The 23,847-nt window shown below is 67.4% G+C and carries 23 protein-coding genes; 13 read left to right on the forward strand and 10 right to left on the reverse strand.

The annotated features are described in order from the left end of the window. The first annotated feature begins 379 nt into the window (after positions 1-379). From A9W95_RS26940 to A9W95_RS17465, 5 genes are all read left to right on the forward strand, one after another. Positions 380-880, forward strand: coding sequence for a hypothetical protein (locus A9W95_RS26940; protein WP_156746256.1), 501 nt, complete (start codon positions 380-382; stop codon positions 878-880). Further along, positions 877-2,223 carry an FAD-binding oxidoreductase gene (locus A9W95_RS17450; protein WP_067415360.1) on the forward strand — a complete coding sequence of 449 codons (1,347 nt, stop codon included), beginning with the start codon at positions 877-879 and terminating at the stop codon, positions 2,221-2,223. Before A9W95_RS26940 ends, A9W95_RS17450 begins: the two co-directional genes overlap by 4 nt. A gap of 13 nt (positions 2,224-2,236) precedes the next feature. Next, the gene (locus tag A9W95_RS17455) at positions 2,237-3,187 is read left to right on the forward strand and encodes a VOC family protein (RefSeq protein ID WP_067415367.1); all 951 of its coding nucleotides are present in this window, start codon (positions 2,237-2,239) and stop codon (positions 3,185-3,187) included. An 87-nt stretch (positions 3,188-3,274) separates the two neighbouring features. Then, the gene (locus A9W95_RS17460) at positions 3,275-4,525 is read left to right on the forward strand and encodes a cytochrome P450 (RefSeq protein WP_067415377.1); all 1,251 of its coding nucleotides are present in this window, start codon (positions 3,275-3,277) and stop codon (positions 4,523-4,525) included. A 450-nt stretch (positions 4,526-4,975) separates the two neighbouring features. Next, positions 4,976-5,896 (forward strand): alpha/beta fold hydrolase, encoded by a 921-nt coding sequence (locus tag A9W95_RS17465; RefSeq protein WP_253851690.1) that lies wholly within the window; start codon positions 4,976-4,978, stop codon positions 5,894-5,896. A 193-nt stretch (positions 5,897-6,089) separates the two neighbouring features. Here A9W95_RS17465 and purT read toward each other — a convergent pair whose 3' ends face one another. Further along, a complete protein-coding gene (purT, locus tag A9W95_RS17470) occupies positions 6,090-7,337 on the reverse strand; it encodes a formate-dependent phosphoribosylglycinamide formyltransferase (RefSeq protein WP_253851691.1) in 1,248 nt (415 codons plus the stop codon). A 307-nt stretch (positions 7,338-7,644) separates the two neighbouring features. Between purT and A9W95_RS17475 the strand changes: the two genes are divergently transcribed. Next, complete coding sequence (locus A9W95_RS17475; protein WP_067415429.1) at positions 7,645-8,958, forward strand: PPE family protein; 1,314 nt, start codon at positions 7,645-7,647, stop codon at positions 8,956-8,958. Here A9W95_RS17475 and A9W95_RS17480 read toward each other — a convergent pair whose 3' ends face one another. Further along, complete coding sequence (locus A9W95_RS17480; protein ID WP_067415385.1) at positions 8,959-9,606, reverse strand: PaaI family thioesterase; 648 nt, start codon at positions 9,604-9,606, stop codon at positions 8,959-8,961. It lies immediately after the preceding gene. Further along, the gene (locus A9W95_RS17485; RefSeq protein WP_067415387.1) at positions 9,603-10,901 is read right to left on the reverse strand and encodes an adenylosuccinate synthase; all 1,299 of its coding nucleotides are present in this window, start codon (positions 10,899-10,901) and stop codon (positions 9,603-9,605) included. The genes A9W95_RS17480 and A9W95_RS17485 overlap by 4 nt, the downstream gene beginning before the upstream one ends. An 87-nt stretch (positions 10,902-10,988) precedes the next feature. On the opposite strand from A9W95_RS17485, the gene A9W95_RS17490 reads away from it, so the two are divergent. From A9W95_RS17490 to A9W95_RS17500, 3 genes are read left to right on the forward strand one after another with little or no spacing between them, the layout of a single operon-like run. Next, on the forward strand, positions 10,989-11,660 hold the full coding sequence (locus tag A9W95_RS17490; protein WP_067415389.1) for a peptidase M50: 672 nt from the start codon (positions 10,989-10,991) through the stop codon (positions 11,658-11,660). A 9-nt stretch (positions 11,661-11,669) separates the two neighbouring features. Further along, entirely contained in the window at positions 11,670-12,422 is a 753-nt protein-coding gene (locus tag A9W95_RS17495; protein WP_067415391.1) for a site-2 protease family protein, read from the forward strand. A 44-nt stretch (positions 12,423-12,466) separates the two neighbouring features. Beyond that, positions 12,467-13,366, forward strand: coding sequence for a cation diffusion facilitator family transporter (locus tag A9W95_RS17500; protein WP_067415395.1), 900 nt, complete (start codon positions 12,467-12,469; stop codon positions 13,364-13,366). On the opposite strand, the gene A9W95_RS17505 is transcribed toward A9W95_RS17500, so the two are convergent. Further along, on the reverse strand, positions 13,363-13,776 hold the full coding sequence (locus A9W95_RS17505; RefSeq protein WP_067415431.1) for a DUF3151 domain-containing protein: 414 nt from the start codon (positions 13,774-13,776) through the stop codon (positions 13,363-13,365). The genes A9W95_RS17500 and A9W95_RS17505 overlap by 4 nt on opposite strands. Positions 13,777-13,848: 72 nt before the next feature. Between A9W95_RS17505 and A9W95_RS17510 the strand changes: the two genes are divergently transcribed. After that, positions 13,849-14,685 carry a hypothetical protein gene (locus tag A9W95_RS17510; RefSeq protein ID WP_067415398.1) on the forward strand — a complete coding sequence of 279 codons (837 nt, stop codon included), beginning with the start codon at positions 13,849-13,851 and terminating at the stop codon, positions 14,683-14,685. A 92-nt stretch (positions 14,686-14,777) separates the two neighbouring features. Here the strand turns inward: A9W95_RS17510 and fbaA are convergent, their stop codons facing one another. Beyond that, entirely contained in the window at positions 14,778-15,809 is a 1,032-nt protein-coding gene (gene fbaA, locus A9W95_RS17515; protein WP_067415401.1) for a class II fructose-bisphosphate aldolase, read from the reverse strand. Positions 15,810-15,870: 61 nt separating this feature from the next. On the opposite strand from fbaA, the gene A9W95_RS17520 reads away from it, so the two are divergent. Further along, positions 15,871-16,554 (forward strand): VTT domain-containing protein, encoded by a 684-nt coding sequence (locus A9W95_RS17520; RefSeq protein WP_067415403.1) that lies wholly within the window; start codon positions 15,871-15,873, stop codon positions 16,552-16,554. Here A9W95_RS17520 and A9W95_RS17525 read toward each other — a convergent pair. Next, positions 16,543-17,670, reverse strand: coding sequence for a glycoside hydrolase family 76 protein (locus A9W95_RS17525; protein WP_067415405.1), 1,128 nt, complete (start codon positions 17,668-17,670; stop codon positions 16,543-16,545). The genes A9W95_RS17520 and A9W95_RS17525 overlap by 12 nt on opposite strands. A gap of 35 nt (positions 17,671-17,705) precedes the next feature. Between A9W95_RS17525 and A9W95_RS17530 the strand changes: the two genes are divergently transcribed. Continuing rightward, complete coding sequence (locus A9W95_RS17530; RefSeq protein ID WP_216638180.1) at positions 17,706-18,218, forward strand: (2Fe-2S)-binding protein; 513 nt, start codon at positions 17,706-17,708, stop codon at positions 18,216-18,218. Beyond that, complete coding sequence (locus tag A9W95_RS17535; RefSeq protein ID WP_067415407.1) at positions 18,208-20,328, forward strand: molybdopterin cofactor-binding domain-containing protein; 2,121 nt, start codon at positions 18,208-18,210, stop codon at positions 20,326-20,328. Before A9W95_RS17530 ends, A9W95_RS17535 begins: the two co-directional genes overlap by 11 nt. 7 nt (positions 20,329-20,335) lie before the next feature. Here A9W95_RS17535 and A9W95_RS17540 read toward each other — a convergent pair whose 3' ends face one another. From A9W95_RS17540 to A9W95_RS17555, 4 genes are all read right to left on the reverse strand, one after another. Continuing rightward, a complete protein-coding gene (locus tag A9W95_RS17540) occupies positions 20,336-20,998 on the reverse strand; it encodes an SRPBCC family protein (RefSeq protein ID WP_067415410.1) in 663 nt (220 codons plus the stop codon). 77 nt (positions 20,999-21,075) lie between these two features. Continuing rightward, positions 21,076-22,191 carry an XdhC/CoxI family protein gene (locus A9W95_RS17545; protein ID WP_172826643.1) on the reverse strand — a complete coding sequence of 372 codons (1,116 nt, stop codon included), beginning with the start codon at positions 22,189-22,191 and terminating at the stop codon, positions 21,076-21,078. Between the two features lie 115 nt (positions 22,192-22,306). Then, positions 22,307-22,951 (reverse strand): RNA methyltransferase, encoded by a 645-nt coding sequence (locus A9W95_RS17550; protein WP_067415437.1) that lies wholly within the window; start codon positions 22,949-22,951, stop codon positions 22,307-22,309. Beyond that, complete coding sequence (locus A9W95_RS17555; RefSeq protein ID WP_067415413.1) at positions 22,948-23,841, reverse strand: hypothetical protein; 894 nt, start codon at positions 23,839-23,841, stop codon at positions 22,948-22,950. Before A9W95_RS17555 ends, A9W95_RS17550 begins: the two co-directional genes overlap by 4 nt. Positions 23,842-23,847 lie beyond the last annotated feature (6 nt).

The raw sequence follows: 23,847 nt of genomic DNA on the forward strand, positions 1-23,847 counted from the left end.
TACTTCTGGAAGCTAAGGGACTCGTGACGCCGTAGAGGGTGGGCCGCGCGACGAAGCGATGGCGCTGCGCCGTGATTTCGGTGCAGTCGAACTTCACCTGCACAGGGGTCGAGGGATCTCGTCCGCCGAGGCTGCTGGCCGATTCGGCGCTGGCCTGTGTGCATCGAATACCGTTAAATCTGAACGTCTTTCATTGCGTTCGAAGCAGTGCGAGCGGTTCGGGGTCTGATCGGATCACCGAAGTGCCCGGGCGTGTGCGCTTGTCCTGGATACTGAAAACGCCTGTGCCGCCACCGCACCGCGATTTGGTCTCAGCACGAAGACCCACTCAGTGAGCACAGATTGGCCGCTTGCCCCTCGGCTTCTTAACGTCATAGGCGTGACAGACACAAATTCTGCGAAGAATGGCGCGGAAGCATTGCTGTCGCACTTGGAATTCCAACAGGCGGAGTGCATTTTCACGTTGCCCATCCCCGTGATGGCGCGGGTATGGGAAGCGCTTACGTGGCGCGCCAGTGGCACGAAGCAACGGTACTTCCGTTGTGGCCGTGAATGTTTGGCAGTAAGACCGGCAATAGGCTACTACACCGGTCGTGCCCAGATTTCCTTGATTCCGACATCACTGGGGGTTCAAAACGCGTCGATGGCCCTGAGCACGCCGCAGCGGGAGCGCTACCCACATATCGCCGCGATCAGCGAACAAGGCTTTGTCGACAACGTCATTCAACCCGCGCCCGACTATCTGAAACAAGTCGAAGCGTATGGCGGTACGGGTGAACGAGTGCTGAAGACCGAGCGCGGCATTTGCGGCGCGCTCGAAGCGTCGCGTCGTGCGGCTGTTTTTGCTGGAGGTCGTCGTCAACCGGGAGGAGACAGATGAGCACAACCGATGTGATAACCGCGGCCGCCAACGATCTGGCGAGCCGGATTAAAGCCGGCCAGGTGCGTATGCCCACCGGTGCACCATTGATCTGGAATGCGGCTGCGCAACATCGTCCCGCATTGATCATTCGGGCCGAATCACCGCGCGATGTACAGGTAGCCATCCGTGTGGCGCGTGACCGGGGGATGCGGCTCTCGGTGCTCGGCGGCGGCCACGACTGGGCGGGTCGCGCTGTGTGCGACGGCGGTCTGGTGATCGACATGTCCGGAATGCGAAGTGTCACAGTGGATACCACGGCGCGGGTCGCAACAGTCGGTGGGGGCGTCACAGCGGCTGCCTTGATCGACGCGGTCGCTCCATACGGCCTGGTTGCCGCCACCGGCAACTGCGGCGGGGTTGGTATGACCGGCCTGACACTCGGCGGGGGCTACGGACCGCTCAACGGACGGTTCGGGCTTGCCTTGGACAATCTGCTCGGCGCCGAGGTTGTCCTGGCGGATGGCCGAATCGTGACAACCGACGCGACTAACGAGCCCGAGTTGTTCTGGGCACTGCGCGGTGGCGGTGGCAACTTCGGCGTGGTCACCTCGATGCGGGTGCGGTTGCATCCACTGGACTGGTTGATCGGCGGGATGATCATGTTTCCGTCGTCACAGGCCGCGGCGGTGTGGCGTGGGCTGGGTGAGCTGTTGTCGACAGCGCCTGACGCGCTGACCGTGCAAAGCGGGTTGATGTCCGACTCGGACGGCAATCCAATGGTTTACCTTCAGCCGGCCTGGAGCGGCGATCTTGGTTGCGGCCTCGCAGCCGTCGATCTGCTCACAACGCTCGGCACGCCAGTGACAACACAAGTCGCGCCGATGGCCTACCGCGAGGTGCTGAGTCTGTTCGACTCGGCGTGTGCTCGCGGAATGCGCTGGGCGTTTCGCACCCGCTCGCTCGCGGGGTACACGCCCGAGGTCATCGATGCGCTGGTCGAGGCCGCGCGGACGCTGACCTCGCCACGCAGCCTCTTCGCCATCCACCACTGTCACGGTGCATCGACTCGCGTCGCCCCGGGCCAGACCGCGTTCGCGAACCGCCGCCCACATTTCGTCGCCGAAATCGGTGCCTGCTGGGAGGCCGGGGACGGCGCCACTCACCGTGTTTGGGCACAGACCCTATCGGACGCGCTTGCGCCGCAGGCGCTGCCCGGCGGCTACGCCAATCTACTCGGCCCTGACGACCACGAGCAGATCGCAAACGCCTATGGGGGCTTCGCGGCACGACTCATCGCCGCCAAGAAGCACTACGACCCCGATGCGGTGTTCACCGCCATTCCGCTTCCCAGCGTCAGTTAGAGGAAGAGATCGAATGTCGTACATCATCGATAGTCACCACATCACCATGTCGGTGAACGGAGCCCAGGAAGACGTTGACTTTCACGTCAAGGTGCTCGGGCTGCGGCTGATCAAACGCACGGTGTTGTTTGACGGGACGATCCCGATCTATCACCTGTATTACAGCAACGCCCACGGCGACCCAAGCGCGGTGCTCACCACGTTCCCGTTTGGTCAGGCCGGGATCTGCGGGCGACGTGGTACCAACCAGACACGTGAGGTATTGCTCGCCGTTCCTGCGGGTTCGCTGAACTACTGGTCCTCCCGGTTGCAGGAGCGCGCCGCGGACGTCCGGAACGCGACCGTGTTCGATCGCCGCCGCGTGCTGTTCCGGCACCCGTGCGGGATCGAGTACCAGCTGGTCGAGGTCGTCGACGACCCTCGTCGTGGTTACAGCGGAAACGGTGTGCCCGAGGAGTACGCCATTCACGGGATTTACGGCGTGGGCGTGCACGTGACAGGGCCGGACACCGCCGTCGAGTTCGCCGCCAATCACCTCGGTGCTCACGAGGGCTTGACCGGAGGTGACCGGTTTGCATTGAAGGCCGGCAAGGCCGGCCTCGGTGGCGCGGTCGAGCTTGTTGTCAACCGCACGGATGAGCCGGGCACATGGACCTATGGCGCCGGGACCATCCACCACTTCGCCTGGAACGCCGACACTCTCGAGAATCAGAGCGCGCTGAAATTAGAGATCGAAGGTGCAGGCTACACAGATTTGTCCGAACTCCGGGACCGCAAGTACTTCAAGTCGGTCTACGTCAGGTCACCCGGCGGCGCCCTCTTCGAACTGGCCGTAACACATAACGAGGGCGGCTGGGACTGTGACGAGTCGCCGCAAGAGCTGGGCAAGCGATTCCAGCTGCCGGAGCAGTTCGCGGCACGGCGCGAAGAGATCCTTAGCCGCCTCGAGCCGATCGGGCTCTGAGGATGCGTCGGAGCGACGAAGGCCGCGTCGCCGGCGGCCCATTCAGCCTTCAACTATCGAGTTGACAACCCAGAGTGAGGAATTCATATGAACGCACCCGCAATGCATGATGCCACTAAAGTATTGGCCGACCCATCGGCGTACGCCGACGACGAGCGGTTGCACACAGGGCTTCGGCAGCTGCGGGCGCACCATCCGGTTGCGTGGGTGGACCATCCGCCGTATCGGCCCTTCTGGGCGATCACCAAGCATGCAGACATTCTGGCGATCGAGCGTGAGAACGACCTGTTCATCAGCGCGCCCCGCCCGGTGCTCACACCCGCCGATGCCGACGATTTGCGCAAGGCACAGCAAGACGCCGGGACCGGCATGCGCACCCTGGTCCAGATGGACGACCTATACCACCGCAAGGTGCGCGCGATCGGCGCGAACTGGTTCCGTCCCACGGCCATGCGCAACCTAAAGGAGCAGGTGGACCGGCTGGCCAAGCGCTATGTCGACAAGATGCGCGAGATCGGACCTGAGTGCGACTTCGTCACCGACATCGCAGCCGACTTTCCGCTGTACGTCATCTTGTCCTTGCTGGGCCTTCCCGAATCGGACTTCCCTCGGATGCAGACACTGACCCAGGAGATGTTCGGCCGCGATGACGCCGAATACCAGCGAAGTCAAGAACCCCAGGCCGTGCTCGCGGTAATGCAGGACTTCCTCAACTACTTCGCCACACTGACCGGGTCGCGCCGCCGAAAGCCCACCGGCGACATCGCCTCTGCCATCGCGAACGGGCGCATCGACGGTGAGCCGCTCTCGGACGTGGACACCGCGTCCTACTACGTGATCATCGCAAGCGCCGGCCATGACACCACCAAGGACGCCATCTCCGGCGGACTGCGCGCGCTCATCGAAAACCCCGGTGAGCTAGCGCGATTGAAGCAAGACCTCACGCTGATGCCCACGGCGGTCGAAGAGATGATCCGGTGGACCACCCCGGTTAAGGAATTTATGCGCACCGCAACCGCTGACACCACGGTTCGAGGGGTCGACATCGCTAAAGGAGAGTCGGTTTATCTGGCATACGTGTCCGGAAACCGCGACGAGGAGGTTTTCGACGATCCGTTTGACTTCGACATCCGCCGTAATCCCAACAAGCACCTAGCCTTCGGGCACGGCGTGCACTTCTGCCTAGGTGCGGGATTAGCACGGATGGAGATCAGCAGTCTCTACCGCGAACTGCTGCCCAGGCTGGAATCGATTGAGCTCGCGGGCAAGCCCGAGTTGTCCGCGACGACACTCGTTGGTGGTCTTAAACACCTGCCGGTCCGCTACTCGCTGAGATGATTCTGACCCGCAGATGTGCGTGAAGCCGCTGGGAGCGTCAATCCTTTGCCGAAAAGTTTTTGGTGACGCGACTTTATACCGACTGGATCGGTAAACGAGGAATGACCATAAAGCTATCCGCAAGAATAGAAGTCGGCACAAGCCGTAACCAGTATGTGGTGCCGGATTACTCGCAGTCCACCGGATCGGATCCGGTTGTCCCGAACACCGTACTGCGACAACTTGTCCTCCATGGCCTCGTGACTGTCTTGCTAGTGGCAGCCGCCGTCGCGATGGTCTGGTAACCCTCACCCATCGCTAGCGACGAAATCGAACCTGATGGAGAACTTTGCGTGCCTGAATTCGGCTACACGGCAGTCATTTCGGGGGAAGCGATACTGGCCCGACGACTGCCTACGTCCTGACAGCGGGCGCGTCCGCATTTCTTGTCAACCAGAATGAGGAGGGTGGATGAACACTTCGGAGACAACGTCATTGGACCAACGGGCGTCTTCCCCCGCTAAAGCGATGCGGGGTTTATTGCTGGGCGCGGGCCATGAGGTCGGCGGTGTTTCGACACCTGAAGTTGAGCGAACGAACACAAGCGATGTCATGCGTTCGGACGCTCAGAATGCGCCCATCGTAACGACTGTGAAGTCACGCCATACCCGGACAAGGCCGAACGTTCGACCGTTGACGTATGTGCTGATTCCAGGCGGCTGGCATGGGGCCTGGTGCTGGCGGCCGGTTGCCAATCGGCTTCGCGCGGCGAGCCATCGGGCTATCACCTTGACCCTGCCCGGTCTGGGCGACGGTGATGATCCGTCTGGTTACAAGCTCAAGGACGCGGTCGCTTACATCGTCGACGAGGTGCGCCGGCGTGAACTCGACAACGTGATCCTCGTCGCGCACAGCTGGGGCGGCTATCCCGCCACTGGCGCCGGTCACCTCCTCGGCGACCGGGTCACCAAGATCATTTACTACAACGCATTCGTGCCGGTTCGCGGCAGGTCCCTCGTTGATGAGACCCCACCAGACACACGCGAGTTGATGCTGCGGTTGATCGACGGATCGCCTTTCGGCGCCATCGCCCCGAGCCTGGAATACGTCGAGCAGCTGTTGATGCAAGGTGTTGTCCCGGAGTTGCAGCGGTTGGTGGCCGATCTAATGACCTCACAGCCCGGCGGTTATTTCCTTGGCGCTCTTGACATTGATGCCGCGAGTCTCGCTATTCCTACCGCCTACGTCACCAGCGACAGCGATCAGGCGATGCCGCATACGGGGCCCGAATTTGCCGCCCGGCTCGGTGTCGAACCCATCGTCATTCCCGGGACGCACAGCGGAATGCTCACCCACCCCGACGAAGTGGCCAAAGCAATCCTCGCGGCTTGATTGGAGCAGCCACGGCATCTTTCGCGCGTGGTGACCGGCTTGTGCTGGAATCTGTCCCGGTCCCGCCTCGCGCCAGCCGGTGCCCATTGAACGGCCGCATACGTTCAGTCGCGATTTCGTGAGCGACGGTGTAGTCGCGCAGGAGGACAGAAGTCGTTGGCGTAGAACGACTTCAACGCAAGCTCGTGCGTAGCTATCCGTCCGAGTCTCGCATATTCAGCCGAACCGCGACGTCGCGGGCGCGGTCGCGGGCGGCCTCCACCTCGGGTGCGGTGGCCAGTGCCACGCCCAGCCCGCGGGCGGTTCCGGCGGCAGGACTGCGCGCGCCGAACACTCGCACGTCGCTTTCCGGGACGGCCAGGGCGGCGGTCAGCGCGTCGGCGGTCGGCACCGCCCCGTGGGTTCCGATCCCGACCGTGCGGGCGGCGCCCGGCGACACCATCATGGTGTCCACCGCCAACCCCATGACGGCTCGGGCCTGCAGCTCGAACACCGAAAGTCGTTGACTGCGCAGCGTCGCCCACGCCGTCTCCTGCGGCCACGCCGTGACGTCGGCGAAATACACCTCGTCGCCGTTGATCATCAACTCGACGCTGAAAACGCCACGACCGCCCAACGCCTTGACGATGCGCGCGGCGATCGACTTGGCCGCATCCAGGGCGGCGGTGCTGATCGGCTGCGGCTGCCAGGCTTCCAGTTCGCCGCCGTCCGCGCCGGCATGTCCGATGGGCGAACAGAAGTCGATGACGGGACCGGACGGCCCGTCGGTGCACACCACGATCAACGTGACCAGCACCTCGACCTCGACCACTGTTTCGGCCCACACCCGCGGTTGCGCCTGCCCGCCGTAGCCGGCGACCGCGTCCTGCCAAGCGCGCTCCACCGCCTCGGGGCCGGTCACCACCGAGTGCCCCGGCCCGGCCCCGTTGGCCGGCTTGACCAGCAACGGGAAGCCGGCGTGGGCGGCGACGGCCTGCAGCTCGCCGAGTGACCCCACGAACCAGAACGGGGCGGTGGGCAGACCGAGTTGGTCGGCGGCCAGTTTGCGCAGGCCTTCACGGTTGGCGGTCAAGCGCACACACTGGGCGCTGGGGACCAGCTCGGTGATTCCGCTCGGCGAATCGGCCTGTTGGGCCTCCTGGGCGGTGAGCGCATCCAACGCTGCTACCGAGACGGCATCGGTCAGCGTCACCACGAAATCGGGCTGCAGCCGCCCGAATACGCCGGCCAGCTCGTCGGCGTCGGTGAGGGGAACGACCAGCACCTGGTCGGCCACGCGGTGCGCGGGGGCGTCGGCGGACTCGTCGACGGCGATCACCTCGGCACCGAGGCGCTGCAACGCGACGGTGAGCTCGCGGGCGAGCTCGCCGGCACCGAGCAGCAGCACCCGCGGCCTCAGGTCGGCTTCGGGCTGGACCGGCTCGTCAGCCGGCTCCTGCACCGGCTCGTCCGACGGCGCATGTGCGACCGCGGGCGCAACGTTGAGGACCGTCGTCTGGTCGTCCTGGGCAGGGGCGGACTGCTCCGTCGTGCCAGTGGGCTCGTCTTGTCCTTCGGTCAAGCCCTCAGTCACCAGCTCAGCCTCTCGCTCGTCTGCATGCCGATCAAGGATAGGGCCGCGCACTGGAAAGCAGCGAAGCCTCTTTATGAGATAGCCGCGTCTGCGCTCTTTTCTTGAGTTTTTGTGTCAGTCTGCTGGCAGCTTGCTGTGTAGTTCTCGGTGAGGAGGCGCGAGCCAACCCATGTTGATGGATTTCGCGTCACTACCGCCGGAAATCAATTCCGCACGGCTGTATTCGGGTCCCGGCTCGGCTCCGCTGATTCAAGCTGCGGCGGCGTGGTACCGGTTGGCCAGAGAACTGCACGCGACCGCGGCTTCGTACGCCGAAGTGATCGCCAGGCTCACCGCCGACGAATGGACTGGATCGTCGGCGCTGTCGATGGCAGCCGCGGCAGCCCCTTATGTGACGTGGATGTCGGCGACCGCCGCGCAGGCCGAACAGGCCGCCGCTCAAGCCGTGGCCGCGGCCAACGCCTATGAGTCGGCCTACGCGGCGACCGTCCCGCCGGCCGAGATCGCCGTCAACCGCAGCACGATGATGGCGCTGGTCCAGACCAACATCTTCGGACAGAACACGCCGGCGATCGCCACCAGCGAGGCCGACTACGTCGATATGTGGGCTCAGGACATCGTGGTGATGGACAGTTATGCCGGCACCTCGGCGGCCGCGGCGGAGCTCACGCCGTTCACTCCCCCGCCCGGCACCACCACCGGGACGGACCCCGGAGTCGAGGCGGCGGCCGCGGCGGCCGCCGCACCCGCCGCCGCGGGAGTGCTCCCGGCCGAGCCGATCGGGATCCCCACGCCCATCGGGGATCTGGATGTTCTGGTGGCCTCCGCCGTCGTCGTTGCGACGGTCAGCACGGCCGTGCAGGGCGCGCAGCTCATCGAGGTCTACCGCCACGACGCGGTCGCCGAGAGCGACGCCGGTCGGTGCGCCGACATCGACGACAGCGGAGCGGCTGGCGGCGGCAACATCTCCATTCCCGGTGGTTCCCGAGCCGATGACGCCAACCCCGGAACCGGTCGATTCATCACCCCGCCGCAACGGCCACCGATCACGGCGCTGTCCGGCTACTCGAACAGCATCGGCGGGCTGTCCGTGCCGCAGAACTGGTTCGTGCCGCCGGCGGTGCGGCAGGTGGCCGCGATGTTCCCCGGTACCACACCGATGTTCATGACCGGCGGTTCCGACGGCGGCTACACCGGGATGGCGGCAGCTGGGTTGGCCGGCACCAGCCTGGCCGGTCTGGCCGCCCGAGGCGGCGGCTCCTCGCCCACCCCCGCTGCGGCCGCCCCGACGACCGCCGGCTCGGCGGGAGGCGCAGCGGCGGCCACCCGACCCGCTAACGCTCCGGCGGTCCCGGCCGCGGCCACTGCGGCGCACTTCCCCGGTCTGCCGCAGGGCCTGCCGCCCGGCGTGGTGGCGAACCTGGCCGCGACGCTCGCCGCGATTCCCGGGGCGACGATCATCGTGGTGCCGCCGAACCCGAACCAATAGCTACGGTTGCCCCGGCAGCAGCTGCACCATCAGGCCGTTGCCCTCGGCCAGCAGCGTCTCGTCGCCGTCGACCAATTCCGCGGACACGAATGCCTTGCGTCCCTCGATCCGGCTGACCCGACCGCGGATGAGCAGCGGCACCTCGATCGGGGTGATCTTGCGGTAATCGACGTGCAGGAACGCCGTGCGGCTGATCGGCCGCGAGGCGGCGTGCGACACCATGCCGAACATGTGGTCGAACAGCAGCGGCAGCACACCGCCGTGCACCGCCGAGTTGCCCCCGACGTGGAACCGGCTGAACGAGCCGGTCATCTCGACGCCCTCGGGTTCGTAGCGGGTTAGCGTCCACGGCGGCAGCAGCAGGCTGCCCATGCCGGGCAGGTCCGGGGTGCGCCCCGCCGGTGACTGTCCTTCGGCGGCCTGGAACGGGCCGAGCAAGTCGACCAACGCGGCGGCCCGCTCGGCGGCCTCGTCCCACACGTCGTCGCCCGGGTCGGCGGACACCGCCAGGTCCTGCAGGCGGCGCATCGTCGTCACGAACCTGCGAAATCCGTCGCCGGGATTGGCCGGCCCGTACTCCGGGAAGCCGCCGTGGTGTTCGTAATCGGGGTCTACCTCTTCGGGACGAATCGACGAATAATGCGTCACGGGCGAGCCTGCAGCACGTCCCGACGCACGATGGTCTGATCCCGTCCCGGACCCACACCGATGCACGAAACGTGGGCTCCGGCAAGCTCTTCCAGGCGCAGCACGTAATCGCGCGCCTTGGCGGGCAGGTCGTCGAACTCGCGCGCGGTGGAGATGTCTTCCCACCAGCCGGGCAGCTCTTCGTACACCGGTTCGGCGCGGCACAGATCGCTCTGGGTCATCGGCATGTCGTGGGTGATCGATCCGTCGATGCGGTAGCCGACGCACACCGGCACGGTCTCCAGGCTGGACAACACGTCCAACTTGGTCAGGAAGAAGTCGGTGATGCCGTTGACCCGGGTTGCGTAGCGCGCGATGACCGCGTCGAACCAGCCGCAGCGCCGGCGCCGGCCGGTGGTCACCCCGAATTCGCCGCCGGTCTTGGACAGGTACTCGCCGTATTCGTCGAACAGCTCGGTGGGGAACGGGCCCGAACCGACGCGGGTGGTGTAGGCCTTGAGAATTCCCAGCACCGTGTTGATCCGGGTCGGACCGATGCCCGATCCCACCGCCGCCCCGCCCGCCGTCGGATTCGACGACGTCACATACGGATACGTGCCGTGGTCGACGTCGAGCAGGGTGCCCTGCGAGCCTTCCAGCAACACCGTTTCACCGGCGTCCAGCGCGTCGTTGAGCAGCCGCCGGGTGTCGGCGATGCGATGGCGAAAACCGGCGGCCTGTTCGAGCACCTGCTCGACCACTTGCGCCGGTTCCAGCGCCTTACGGTTGTAGATCTTGACCAGCACCTGGTTCTTGAACTCGAGCGCGGCCTCCACCTTGCGCGCCAGCCGGTCCGCGTCGAGCACGTCGGCGACCCGGATCCCCATGCGAGCGACCTTGTCCTGATAGCACGGCCCAATGCCGCGGCCCGTGGTGCCGATCTTCTTGCTGCCCATGTAGCGCTCAGTGACCTTGTCGATGGCGACGTGGTAGGGCATCAACAGGTGCGCATCGGCAGACAGCAAGAGCCTGGAGGTGTCCACGCCGCGCTCTTCCAGGCTCTTTAGTTCGCCGAGCAGGACGCCGGGGTCGACCACCACACCGTTGCCGATGACGTTGGTCACCCCGGGCGTCAGCACACCCGACGGGATCAGGTGCAGCGCGAAGTTCTCCCCGGTGGGCAACACGACGGTGTGACCGGCATTGTTGCCGCCTTGGTAGCGAACCACCCATTGCACCCGCCCACCCAGCAGATCAGTGGCTTTACCCTTGCCCTCGTCGCCCCACTGGGCGCCGATGAGGACGATTGCCGGCATGCCTTGCTCCCTGCTCTGGCGGGTTATCTGCCCGCTTATTGTGGTCCAGCCGGTGACCTACCCTACCGAGCAGGTTGCGAGGAACTGATGAAAAGCGCCGGGAAAGCGGTGGAGAGCTCCTCCAGCGTGGCGGTTTTGCTGTTCGCCGGCGCCGACGTTCCTCGCCCGCTGGCCGGCCTGCCCCTGCACCGGGTGGCCGCCACCGCCGACGTCGACGCGGCCGTGGGCACCTGTCAACGGCTGGTGGTGGTCGGTGGCGACGACGCCGACCTGGCGACCGTGCTGACGCGGTTGCTGCGCGCCGACCGGCTCGACGTCGAAGTGGCATATGTACCGCGCCGGCGCACCGCCGCCACCGGCGTGTACCGGTTGCCCACCGGACGGCGCGCGGCGCGGCGCGTCCGAGGCCGGCCCGCCAGCCGGGTGCCGCTGATCCGCGACGACACCGGAGCGGTGATCGTCGGGCGGGCACAGTGGCGGCCGGCCGGCGGCGACCAGGTGATCCGCGGTGAGGCGGTCGTGGACGACACGACGTTGTTCGATGGCGAGGTGACCGGGGTGCGCATCGAACCGACGGCGGCCGTACCGGGCCTGCGCGCGTCCGTCGACGGCCGAATGTGGCGCCGCTGGGTGCCCGGTCGCGCCGCGCAACTCGGCACCACCGGCGCCACCGTCGTACGAGAAGGGGTCGCGGGCGGGCGCGCGGTGCGACGATCGACGTTCTACCGCCACATCGAGGGCTGGCTGCTGGTCCGGTAGTTTCGACCGGTGCGACCCAGCCCGATCTTCGTGGGCCTGGTAGGGCTGACTGCCCTGGGCGGAATTGTGGCGTGGCAGGTCGGTTCCAGCGTGCGCCCACTGTCTTATGCCGCGGTCTTCGTTTTCGTCATCGCCGGCTGGTTGGTGTCGCTGTGCCTGCACGAGTTCGGCCATGCCGTTACCGCGTGGCGCTTCGGTGACCACGACGCCGCGCTGCGCGGTTATCTGACCCTGGACCCGCGTCGCTACACCCACCCCATGCTGTCGCTGGGCATGCCGATGCTGTTCATCGCCCTGGGCGGAATCGGCTTGCCCGGCGGCGCGGTGTACCTGCGGACCTGGTTCATGAGCGCCCGGCGCCGGACCCTGGTCAGCCTCGCCGGGCCCGCGGCCAACCTGGCGTTGGCGGTGGTGCTGCTGACCGCCGCCCGACTGGGCTATGACCGCGCCCACGGGGTGCTCTGGTCGGCCGTGGTGTTTCTCGGCTTCCTGCAGTTGACCGCGGTAGTGCTGAACCTGCTGCCGATACCCGGTCTGGATGGCTACGACGCCCTGGAACCGCATCTCAGTCCGGCAACCCAACGCGCGGTGGCGCCGGCCAAGCAGTTCGCCCCGCTGTTCTTGGTGTTCCTTTTTCTGGCGCCGGCGCTCAACGGGTGGCTCTTCGCCGTCGTGTACGGGTTGTTCGACTTGTCCGGCATCCCGCGCTGGCTGGCCGGTGCGGGCAGCACGCTCACCCGCTTCTGGAACGTCTGGTTCTAGCCACCCATTGCAATACATGCGCGGATCCGCATATATTACTCGGCATGGGTGCCGGACACAGCCACACACCCGCGGAGGCGGACGCCTCGCGGATGATCCCGAAGATGGTGACCGCCGCGGGGATTCTGGCGACCTTCTTCGTGGTCGAATTGACCACCTCGCTGCTGATCAACTCCATCGCGCTGCTCGCCGACGCCGGACACATGCTCACCGACGTCGTCGCGGTATTCATGGGCCTGGGCGCGGTGGTGTTGGCCCAACGCGGCAGCACCTCCCCGGCTCGCACCTACGGCTGGCACCGCGCCGAGGTGTTCACCGCGGTGGCTAACGCGGTTCTGCTGATCGGAGTCGCGGCGTTCATCCTCTACGAGGCGATCGACCGGCTCCGGGAAGCGCCCGTCATACCCGGCGTACCGATGGTGGTAGTCGCGCTGGCCGGCGTGGCCGCCAACTTCGCCGTGGCGCTGCTGCTGCGCTCGCACTCCGGTGACAGCCTGGCGGTCAAGGGCGCCTACATGGAGGTGGTGGCCGACACGGTCGGCAGCATCGGGGTGTTGATCGCCGGGATCGTCACCATCACCACGCACTGGCCGTACGCCGACGTCGTCGTCGCAGTCCTGGTCGCCCTTTGGGTGCTGCCGCGGGCGATCGCGCTGGCGCGAGCGGCGTTGCGGATCCTGTCCGAGGCGTCACCGGCGCATATCGACGTCGACGAGTTGCGGGGGGCGCTGGCCGGGGTCGAGGGAGTGACCGAGGTGCACGATCTGCACGTGTGGACCTTGTCGCCGGGCAAGGACATGGTCACCGCCCACCTGAGCACCAACGCCGATTCCGCCCGGGTGCTCAACGAAGCGCGCGCGGTGCTGCATGCTCGCGGGCTGGACCACGCCACCGTGCAGGTCGAGTGCCCGGAGGACGCCGGCAACTGCGACGGGGCGTTCTAGAGCCCGAGCGCGGGACGGGCCTGCGGGTCGCAGTCGTCGAGGAGATCTTGGCAGCGCAGCAGTTCGTCGGTCTCACCGATCGCGTCCGCGGCGCGCGCCAGCGCCGCCACACAGCGCAGGAAGCCACGGTTGGGTTCGTGCGAGTAGGGCACCGGGCCGAAACCCTTCCACCCGTTGCGGCGCAACTGGTCCAAGCCGCGGTGGTATCCGGTGCGGGCGTAGGCATACGCCGTGACGGCCTTGTCGTCGGCCATCGCCTCCTCGGCCAGCGTCGCCCAGGCCACCGACGCCGACGGATGCGCGGCGGCGACGATGGCCGGGTTCTCCCCAGCGGCCAATTCAGCCTCGGCTTCACTGTCTCCGGGGAGCAGAATCGGATCAGGTCCCAAAAGGTCACCCATCGGTGTCATGAGTTCCATTGTGCGAGGGTTGGGTCGCTAAGCTCCAACTACCCACTCGATAGCCGGAGGACAGCTGTACTGATGCCAGACGAACGCGAGCCTGACCGCGACGGCACCGAAGCCGCGGGCGAACCGGCCGGCCAGGAAGGCACCGGGGAAAAGCCGCTGATCGCCAGCGACGCCGAGACCGAAACCGTGGTGATCGCCAAGCGCGATCCGCAACCGACACCGGAGGCCGCGAACGCCGAAGCGCAACCCGAGCGCCGCTTCACCGCCCCGGGCTTCGACGCCAAAGAAACCCAAGTGATGGCGACCGCGCCGGAGGCCGCCACCGAAGTGATCCAGACGCAGCAGGCGCCCGCCGTCACGCCGCCGTCACCGCCCGCTCCGCCTGCTCCCCCGTCAATGGCCCCCAAACCCTCGGGCCCGCAATCGATCCCCGGACGCGCCGGTGGCAGAGCCGCGTCGTTCAAACCGAACAAGTGGGGTTGGGTGCTGGCGATCGTCGTGATCGTGCTGGCCCTGACGGCGATCGCCATCCTGGGCACCGTTCTGCTGACCCGCAGCAAGCACAACAAGGCCTCACAGGAGGACCAGGTGCGGCAGGTCATCCAGAGCTTCGACGGCGCCGTGCAGCGCGGCGACCTGACCGCGCTGCGCACCATCACGTGCGGCACCACCCGCGACGGCTACGTCGACTACGACGAACACTCCTGGACTGAGACGTATCAACGGGTTTCGGCGGCCAAGCAGTATCCGGTGATCGCCACCATCGACCAGGTGATCGTCAACGGCCAGCACGCCGAGGCCAACGTGACCACGTTCATGGCTTACGACCCGCAGCTGCGCTCCACCCGCAGCCTGGACCTGCAGTTCCGCGACGACCAGTGGAAGATCTGCCAGTCACCGGCGAGCTAGCCCGGCGGGTCAACGTTTCGCCGAGTGTGCGGCCAGCCGCACGCTGGGCGCCGGGTGTGCGGCCAGCCGCACACTGAGCGCAATCCGGACGGTTAGCCGAGGGTCTTTCCCGCGCAATGTAAGTCGTTGCAAGCCTCGATGACCCGCTCGGTCATGCCGGCTTCGGCCTTCTTCAAGTAGCTGCGCGGGTCGTAGACCTTCTTGGAGCCGACGTCGCCGTCCACTTTGAGCACGCCGTCGTAGTTGGTGAACATGTGGGCGACGATGGGGCGGGTGAAGGCGTACTGGGTGTCGGTGTCGACGTTCATCTTCACCACGCCATAGCGCAGCGCCTCCTCGATCTCGGACTTCTCCGAGCCCGAGCCGCCGTGGAAGACGAAGTCGAACGGCTTGGCGTCCTCGGCCAGCCCGAGTTTCGCGGCGGCCACCTTCTGCCCCTGGGCCAGGATGTCGGGGCGCAGTTTGACGTTGCCCGGCTTGTAGACACCGTGCACGTTGCCGAACGTCGCGGCCAGCAGATAGTGGCCGTGCTCGCCGTGCCCGAGCGCCTCGATGGTCTTCTCGAAGTCCTCCGGGGTGGTGTACAGCTTGTCGTTGATCTCGTTGGCGACGCCGTCCTCTTCGCCGCCGACCACGCCGATCTCGATCTCCAGGATGATCTTGGCGGCCGCGGCCTGCTTCAGCAGTTCCTGCGCGATTTCCAGGTTCTCGTCGATCGGCACCGCCGAGCCGTCCCACATGTGTGACTGGAATAGCGGGTTGGCGCCCTTGCTCACCCGTTCGGCGGAGATGGCCAGCAGCGGGCGCACGTAGCTGTCCAGCTTGTCCTTGGGGCAGTGGTCGGTGTGCAGCGCGACGTTGATCGGGTACTTGGCGGCGATGACGTGCGCGAATTCGGCCAGGGCGACGGCGCCGGTCACCATGTCCTTGACCCCGAGCCCGGAGCCGAACTCCGCGCCGCCGGTGGAGAACTGGATGATGCCGTCGCTGCCGGCGTCGGCGAAGCCCTTGATCGCGGCGTTGACGGTCTCTGAGGAGGTGCAGTTGATGGCCGGGAAGGCGTAGGCATTTTCCTTGGCACGTCCGAGCATCTCGGCGTAAACCTCGGGCGTTGCGATGGGCATGAACGTTCCTCCTCCACGACTGGGCCCATTCAGTATTGCAACGCCGGTATGTTGATGCCTCATGAGCACCGCGGTGGTGGCCCTGGGCGACATCCTCGACCCGATGTACTGGCTGGGCGCTAACGGCGTCTTCGGGTCAGCGGTGCTGCCCGGCATCCTGATCATCGTCTTCATCGAGACCGGACTGCTGTTCCCGCTACTGCCGGGCGAATCGCTGCTGTTCACCGGCGGGTTGCTGGCCGCGCACCCCAATCCGCCCGCAAGCATCTGGGTACTGGCGCCGGCGGTCGCCATCGTCGCGATCCTCGGCGACCAGACCGGCTACTTCATCGGCCGGCGCATCGGGCCCGCGCTGTTCAAGAAGGAAGACTCCCGCTTCTTCAAGCAGCACTACGTCACCGAGTCGCACGCATTCTTCGAAAAACACGGCCCCAAGGCCATCATCCTGGCCCGGTTCGCCCCGTTCGTCCGGACCTTCGTCCCGGTGATCGCCGGCGTGTCCTACATGCGCTACCCGGTCTATCTGGCGTTCGACATCGTCGGCGGAATCGCCTGGGGGGCGGGTGCGACGCTGGCCGGCTACTTCTTGGGCACCGTGCCCTTCGTGCACCAGAACTTGGAAAAGATCATCCTGGGCATCCTGTTCGTCTCGCTGCTGCCGGCGATGATCGCGGCCTGGCGCGGGTTCAAGTCGCGGAAGGCAAAGAAGGACAGCCCCACCGACGAGGCCGCCCTACCCGAGTGAGACGCCTTCGGCGGCCCTGTGCGCGGCCTCCATCAGCATCCAGCCGGAAAGCTGCACCGACAGGTCGCGCTCGGGGATCGCAGAGCTGCTGACCGCGCCGTCGACGGACTGGGCCGCCTGGCCACCGGCGATGGGCAGTTCGGCGTCACGATCCCAGAACGCCCCGAACACCGGCAGGCCGGCCACGGTCTGCCGGTTGTCCCACGCCGACTTGGCCGAGGCCAACACGATGTTGCGGGCGGTGTCGCGGGCGACGGCGTCGTCGGCGGAGTCACCGGGCAGCGTGGTCGCCACCAGCGCCAGATAGCGCGCAGTGATCCCGGCGAACAGACCCCCGTCGCCGCCCCCGGCGCTCTTGAGCACACCGTTGGGCGCCATCTCCTGGTTGACCGCCGCCACCAGGCGGTGCACGCGTGCGCGGTGCCGGTCGCGGGCCTCGGCGCCGGTGCGCACGGCTAATTCGGTCTCCAGGCCGAGCACCACGCCCTGGCAATAGGTGTACTGGGCGCGCACCAGTGAGCCGTCCTTGATGCCGTCGAACACCAGATGAGTCTCTGGGTCGATCAGCGCGCCATCGATCCAGTCGCTCATTTGGTCGGCCCGGCGCACCCCGCCCTCATAGCGGGCCAGGAAGATGCCGGCCGGGCCGTTGGCGGGGGCGTTGAAGAACCGTTCGCCGCCCTTGCGCCACGGGATGCCACCGCCGTCTTGGGGCGCCCACGCGTTGACGAACTCATCGGCGAGTTTCTGCAGCGCCCGACGGCGCTGTATGCCGGCCACCCGGGCGGCGCGTTCCAGCGCCAGCGCCAGCCACGCCATGTCGTCGTAGTAGTTGTTGACCCAGCGCAGGTTGTTGCGTAGCCGGTGCGAGCGGATCTGCCGCGCGATGCGGGCGTGTCGGTCGGGTTGCGGGTCGCGTAGCTGGGCATCGAGCAGGCAGTCCAGCAGGTGCGCCTGCCACCAGTAGTGCCAGGTGCCGAACAGTCGGTCTTTGCGCTCGGAGGGCCAGGCCACCACACCTAGCTGCGTGCCTGGCAGCGCCCAGAGCCGTTGCAGGTGCCGTTGTGTGACAGCGGCTTCGGAGCTCGCCGCCCGGTTTGCCCAAACCTGATCCATACCTGCCGATCCTGCCCTAAGCGGTTCTGGCGAGGATGCTGGAGTCCATGGGCGAGGACAACACCGCGGCGGTGTGGTCGCTGACCGTCAACGGCCAGCGCCACCAGGTCCACACCGAAGACGACACACCGCTGCTCTATGTGCTGCGCAATCACCTGAACCTGAAGGGGACGCGGTTCGGCTGTGGGGTGGGCCTGTGCGGCGCCTGTTTCGTGCTCGCCGACGGCCGGCCCATCTACTCCTGCGACACGCCTCTGTGGTCGGTGGCCGACAAGTCGATCCGCACCGTCGAAGGGTTGGGCACCGCTGAGCAGCCGCATCCGGTGGCGCGTGCCCTGATCGCCGGTCAAGCGGCGCAATGCGGGTACTGCATGTCGGGCATCGTGGTGGCCGCGGCGGCCCTGCTGGCCGAGAATTCCGATCCGACCGAGGCGGAGGTGCGAAAAGCGTTGGATCCCAACCTTTGTCGTTGTGGGTCACACAACCGGGTGGTGCGGGCGGTGCTGAGCGCCGCGGCCCAGCTGAACGGATTTGGCGATGACCGCTAGCGACGTGTCGCCGTCGCTGGCCGCCAACCCGGTGCTGAGTCAGTGGTTGGGGATCCGGTCGGACGGCATCGTGGAGGTGCGCTCAGGAAAGGTGGAATTGGGCCAGGGCGTGTTGACGGCGCTGGCCCAGATCGCCGCGGAAGAACTCGACGTCGACGTTTCGCGGGTCCGGATGATCGCGGCGGCCACCGATCGCAGCCCCGACGAGGGCTTCACCGCGGGCAGCCGGTCGATCCAGCATTCCGGGGCGGCGCTGCGCCAGGTGTGCGCCGAAGCCCGGGCCATCTACCTCGAAGTCGCCGCCGCCAAGCTCGCCGTGGCACCCGACGAGCTGGACGTGTGTGACGGGGAGATCACCGGTCCGGAGCAGGTGGCCACCAGCTATTGGGAGCTCGCCGACGACGCGTTGCTGGATCGGGAGGCCAGCGGCGCAGTGGCGCCCAAGGCGGAGTCGGAGTACGCGGTCGTCGGGACCGATCTGGCGCGCCTGGATCTACCGGACAAGCTCACCGGGCGGCCCCGCTACCTGCACGACCTGAGCTGGAACGGCCTGCTGTACGGCCGGGTGGTGCGCCCGCCGTCGCGCGGGGCCCGGCTGCGCACGGTCGACACCGGACCCGCCGAGGCCCTGCCGGGCGTGGTGGCCGTGGTGCGCGACGGTGAGTTCTTGGCGGTGGTGGCCGAGCGCGAGGAGGTGGCGCTGCGCGCCGCCGACCGGTTGCGCGGCGACGCCAGCTGGGACGAGCGCCCAACCCTGCCCGACGAGAACGATCTACCCGCGTTTCTGTTGTCCGCGCGCGCCGAGACCCGGGTGATCGCCGACCAAGGCGGCTCGACGGGACCCCCACCCGCCCGGTCGCACTCGGCGCGCTACCACCGGCCGTATCTGGCGCATGGCGCCATCGGGCCGTCGGCCGCGGCCGCACTCGCCCACTCTGACGGGCGGATGGAGGTGTGGTCGCACAGCCAAGGGGTGTACCAGCTGCGCCACGAGTTGGCCGCGGCGCTGGGCCTGGCGGTCGACCGGGTGGTGGTGCGGCACGTCGAGGGAGCGGGCTGTTACGGCCACAACGGCGCCGACGACGTCGCGCTGGACGCCGCGTTGCTGGCGCATGCGGTGCCCGGAAGGCCCGTCCAGGTGGTGTGGTCGCGCGCCGAGGAATTGGCGTGGAGCCCGCTCGGCCCGGCGGGTGTCGTCGAAATCGAGGCCGACTGCGCCGAGGACGGCAGCGTGCTGGCCTGGCGACACGAGATCTACAGCGGCAGCTACATGGGCCGTCCGGGAACCACGCCGACCAACGCGCTGCTGACGGCCAGCCACCGGGCCGGCGGCGAGCCGATCCGGGCCGGCGGCGAACCGCCGGTCGACTTCGGCGGCGGCTCCAGCCGCAACGGCATTCCCGGCTACGACTTTCCGGCTTACCGGGTGACCAACCACCTGCTGACCGAGATGCCGTTGCGCACGTCGGCGCTGCGTTCGCTGGGCGCCCATCTCAACGTCTTCGCCATCGAGTCGATGCTGGACGAATTGGCCCTAGCGGCAGGTCGCGACCCCGTGGAGTTCCGCCTGGCGCACCTGTCGGATCCGCGAGGACGGGCGGTGTTGCAGGCGGCGGCCGACCGGGCCGGCTGGAGGCAGCGGACCGCGCACGAAGCGGTCGGCCATGGCATCGGCTACGCCCGCTACAAGAATTCCTCGGCGTACTGCGCGGTGGTGGCCGAGGTGGAGGCGGTCAACGAGGTGCGGGTGCGGCGGCTGGCGATCGCAGTGGACGCCGGATTGGTCATCAATCCCGACGGCGCGGCCAACCAGATCGAGGGCGGTGCCATCCAGGCCACCAGCTGGACGCTCAAGGAGCGGGTGCGCTTCGACCGGTATGACGTCACCAGCACCACCTGGGAGACCTACCCCATCCTGCGATTCTCCGAAGTGCCTGCTGTGGATGTGGAATTCATTGCCGGGCAGGGCAATTCGCCGTTGGGCGTGGGTGAGTGCGCGCAGGGACCGACGGCGGCCGCGATCGGCAACGCGGTGTGCGATGCGCTTGGGGTACGGGTGCGGTCGTTGCCGTTGACGGCAGAGCAGCTCGTGGCCGCGATGCCGGACTAGCCGGCGCTCAGCGCCGTCGGCGCACCACCAGGATCAGCAGCAGGGCGGCGAGCACCGCAATCCCGGCCGCGCCGTACTTCTTGACCTGATCGCCCCCGGCGAGCTGCAACAGGTCGATGGGTGCGGGCTCGGCGGAGGCCGCCGTGGCCGCGGCGTCGACGGGACCGTCGGCGCTCTTCGGTATCTCGCCGTTGCTGTTGACCGGGCTCTGCGACGCTTGGGCGCCCTGGGCCTTCAATTCGGCTTCCAGGGATTCGACGAACTGGCCCAGCAACTTCTCCGACACCTGCTGCAACATGCCGCTGCCGAATTGAGCTAGTTTGCCGACGATCTTGAGATCGGTGTCGACGGTGACCTGGGTGTGCTCCCCCGCCTCGTGCAGCTGCGCGGTGACTGTGGCGGCCGCGTTTCCGGTGCCGCGCGACTCCTTGCCCTTGGCGTCGATGACGGCGCGGTGCTGGGCGCGGTCTTGTTCGACGAAGTGGACTTTGCCGCTGAACTCGCTGGTGACCGGTCCCACCTTGATCTTGACCTTGCCGAGGTAGTTGTCGCCTTCGTGGCCGGTCAGCTGGGCTCCGGGCATCAGCGGAATCACCTGCTCCAGGTCGCACAGCACGTCCCAGGCCTGCTCGATCGGCGCGCTGACGGTGAACTGGTTGGCGATCTTCATCGTTGAAGTCCTCTCATGTCCGGGCGGATTCGACAACTGCGTCGCGAATCAGCCTGGCACACCGACGTAACCCGGGATCACACGTCTCGGTGGATGCGGCCGCTGAGCTCGGCCAGCGGCCGGCCTTGGCCACCCCAGCGTCGGGCGATGATGTCGGCGGCGATCGAAACCGCGGTTTCCTCCGGTGTGCGAGCGCCCAGGTCCAAACCGATCGGACTCGACAAGCGACTCAGCTCCACATCCGTGAGCCCGGCCGCGCGCAGCCGCTCCATCCGGTCGTCATGGGTGCGCCGCGAACCCATCGCCCCCACGTACCCGATCGCGGGCAACCGCAGCGCCACCTCCAGCACCGGCACGTCGAACTTCGGGTCGTGCGTGAGCACGCAGATCACCGTGCGCTCGTCGACCGCGCCTGCTGCGACCCGGGCCGCCAGGTAGCGGTGTGGCCACTCGACGACCACCTCGTCGGCCGTCGGGAACCGCGCCGGTGTGGCGAACACGGCGCGGGCGTCGCAGACGGTGACGCGGTAGCCCAGGAACGATCCCTGCCGCGCCAGGGCGGCGGCGAAGTCGATGGCGCCGAACACCAACATCCGGGGGCGCGGCGCGTAGCTGGCGACAAAGACCTCCATGCCTTCACCACGCCGCTGGCCGTCGGTCCCGTATTCGAGGATGTCGCTGCGGCCCAGCGCCAGCAGACCACGCGCGTCGTCGGTAACGGCGGCGTCGGCGCGAGCCGAGCCCAGTGATCCGGCGGCGGTGTGGGGCCAGATCACCCGCCTGCGCCCGACCCACTCTGGATGCGAGATGACGGTGGCGACGGCGACCGGCCGATGGGCGGCGATGTCGTCGGCCACCGCACCCAGCTCCGGGAACGTCGTCTGCGACACCGGTTCGACGAAGATATCGATGATGCCGCCGCAGGTCAGGCCGACGGCGAAAGCGTCGTCGTCGCTGACGCCGTAGCGCTCCAGTTGCGGCGAGCCGCTGTGCACTACCTCGGTGGCCAGGTCGTACACCGCGCCCTCGACGCATCCACCCGACACCGACCCGCTGACCGAACCGTCGGGCGCCACCACCATCGATGCGCCCGGTGGTCGGGGTGCGGAGCGCAACGTGCGCACCACAGTGCCGACTCCCGCGGTTTCACCAGCGCGCCAGATCGACATGAGATCGGCCAGGACGTCGCGCACGCATCCCAACGTAAGGCCACGCCGACTGTGCGGTCACGGCTTTCGGTGTGCACTCAGGTCGGAAACACCGCCGAAATGCCGCCGCCAGCGCCCACTCGACGCCCAGAATGCACGCTCACCAAGCGCGCGACAGGTCCGCGTGCTCCCGGATCCAGGCGTGCATCGCAATCCCGGCGGCCACCCCGGCGTTGATGCTGCGCGTCGAGCCGAACTGCGCGATCGACACGGTCAGCGCCGCGCCCGCGCGGGTGTCGTCGGTGATGCCCGGTCCTTCCTGACCGAACACCAGCAGACAGTCCCGCGGCAGCGTGGTCTGCTCGAGCCGCGTGGCGCCCGGAACGTTGTCCACGGCGACCACGGTCAGCCCGGCGTCGGCGGCGAACGCCATCAATTCCGCGGCATTGTCGTGGTGGCGCAGCCGTTGGTAGCGGTCGGTCACCATGGCACCGCGCCGATTCCAGCGCCGCCGCCCGACGATGTGCACGGTGTCCACGGCGAACGCGTTGGCGGTGCGCACCACCGAGCCGATGTTCGCGTCGTGGCCGAAGTTCTCGATCGCCACGTGCAGCGCGTGCCGGCGTCCGTCAATGTCGGCGATGATCGCCTCGCGGGTCCAGTACCGGTAGGCGTCGACGACGTTGCGAGTGTCACCGTCGCGCAACAGGATCGGGTCGAAACGGGGATCGCCGGGCGGCTCCCCGACCCACGGGCCGACGCCGGTGACCGGTGCGCCCCACTCGGTGGGTCCCGGTTCGCTCACTTCGCGGTCCACACCGCGGCGTGGGTGCCGACGACGGCCACCGTCGCGTACAGCAGGGCGTCGTTGATCTCGCCCTGCGTGCACAGCGACGCGGTCACCTGCACCGCATCGCGTGACGCCTCGGGCAGGATCAGCACCGACGAGCCGTAGGCCGCACAGGCCGGGTTCAACCCGCGCCCCGGCAGGGTCGGCGCGGCGAGCAGCATCAGGGGGCCGCCGCGGGCGGCCGCGTCGTCGCGGTAACGGGCGGCGAGGGCGTCGGCCTCCAGCCCCAGCAGCATGTAGCCGTTACCGGTGAACGCCCCCGCGTCACCGAGTTGGGCCTTAGTCACCGGTGTGCCGTCGGCGCGCCAGGCCGACACGCTGGTCGTCTTCACCACCAGGCCGGTGTCGTTCTGGTTGGTCGGCAGCAGTCCGACCGGGAATGCCGCCGGGTAGGCCGCCGCGGTGTCGTGAATCCGGTCCCGCGGCGAGTAGGTGTACACCCCGCGCACCGCGCTGCGGTCCTTCAGCGGTCCCAGACAGACGGTGCCGGTGAGCCGGTCGGGCGGCGCCGACAGCGGCGCGCCGGTCGGATGAATCTTGCCCACCGCGTCGGTGCAGCTGCCCAGCCCGTTGACCTCCATCGGATGGGCCAGGGCGCCGTAGAGGCCGTAGCGGATGTCCTCGACCTTCGCATGCGGGGCGTGCGGGTCGGTGGGAGCCGCATCGACGTCGACCAATACGTAGTCGCCGTCCCAGCGCAGGTTCGACACCGACATGTTCCAGCCCAGCACCGCCGCCGATTCACCGACCCGGGCGGCGTGCGCGCCGTAGATCGGTCCGGGCTTCGAACTCGAGCAGCCCACCAAACAGCACAGTGCTGCGGCAATTACCAGGAGAACGCGCACAGCCAG

Origin of the sequence: Mycobacterium sp. 1423905.2, from assembly GCF_001673155.1 — a bacterium.
GTDB lineage: Bacteria > Actinomycetota > Actinomycetes > Mycobacteriales > Mycobacteriaceae > Mycobacterium.

Coding starts and splice junctions, on each gene's coding strand:
- A9W95_RS17450 (WP_067415360.1), top strand. CDS start 877: ATGAGCACAACCGATGTGATAACCGCGGCCGCCAACGATCTGGCGAGC.
- A9W95_RS17455 (WP_067415367.1), top strand. CDS start 2,237: ATGTCGTACATCATCGATAGTCACCACATCACCATGTCGGTGAACGGA.
- A9W95_RS17460 (WP_067415377.1), top strand. CDS start 3,275: ATGAACGCACCCGCAATGCATGATGCCACTAAAGTATTGGCCGACCCA.
- A9W95_RS17465 (WP_253851690.1), top strand. CDS start 4,976: ATGAACACTTCGGAGACAACGTCATTGGACCAACGGGCGTCTTCCCCC.
- A9W95_RS17475 (WP_067415429.1), top strand. CDS start 7,645: ATGGATTTCGCGTCACTACCGCCGGAAATCAATTCCGCACGGCTGTAT.
- A9W95_RS17485 (WP_067415387.1), bottom strand. CDS start 10,901: ATGCCGGCAATCGTCCTCATCGGCGCCCAGTGGGGCGACGAGGGCAAG.
- A9W95_RS17490 (WP_067415389.1), top strand. CDS start 10,989: ATGAAAAGCGCCGGGAAAGCGGTGGAGAGCTCCTCCAGCGTGGCGGTT.
- A9W95_RS17500 (WP_067415395.1), top strand. CDS start 12,467: ATGGGTGCCGGACACAGCCACACACCCGCGGAGGCGGACGCCTCGCGG.
- A9W95_RS17505 (WP_067415431.1), bottom strand. CDS start 13,776: ATGACACCGATGGGTGACCTTTTGGGACCTGATCCGATTCTGCTCCCC.
- A9W95_RS17510 (WP_067415398.1), top strand. CDS start 13,849: ATGCCAGACGAACGCGAGCCTGACCGCGACGGCACCGAAGCCGCGGGC.
- fbaA (WP_067415401.1), bottom strand. CDS start 15,809: ATGCCCATCGCAACGCCCGAGGTTTACGCCGAGATGCTCGGACGTGCC.
- A9W95_RS17520 (WP_067415403.1), top strand. CDS start 15,871: ATGAGCACCGCGGTGGTGGCCCTGGGCGACATCCTCGACCCGATGTAC.
- A9W95_RS17525 (WP_067415405.1), bottom strand. CDS start 17,670: ATGGATCAGGTTTGGGCAAACCGGGCGGCGAGCTCCGAAGCCGCTGTC.
- A9W95_RS17530 (WP_216638180.1), top strand. CDS start 17,706: ATGCTGGAGTCCATGGGCGAGGACAACACCGCGGCGGTGTGGTCGCTG.
- A9W95_RS17535 (WP_067415407.1), top strand. CDS start 18,208: ATGACCGCTAGCGACGTGTCGCCGTCGCTGGCCGCCAACCCGGTGCTG.
- A9W95_RS17540 (WP_067415410.1), bottom strand. CDS start 20,998: ATGAAGATCGCCAACCAGTTCACCGTCAGCGCGCCGATCGAGCAGGCC.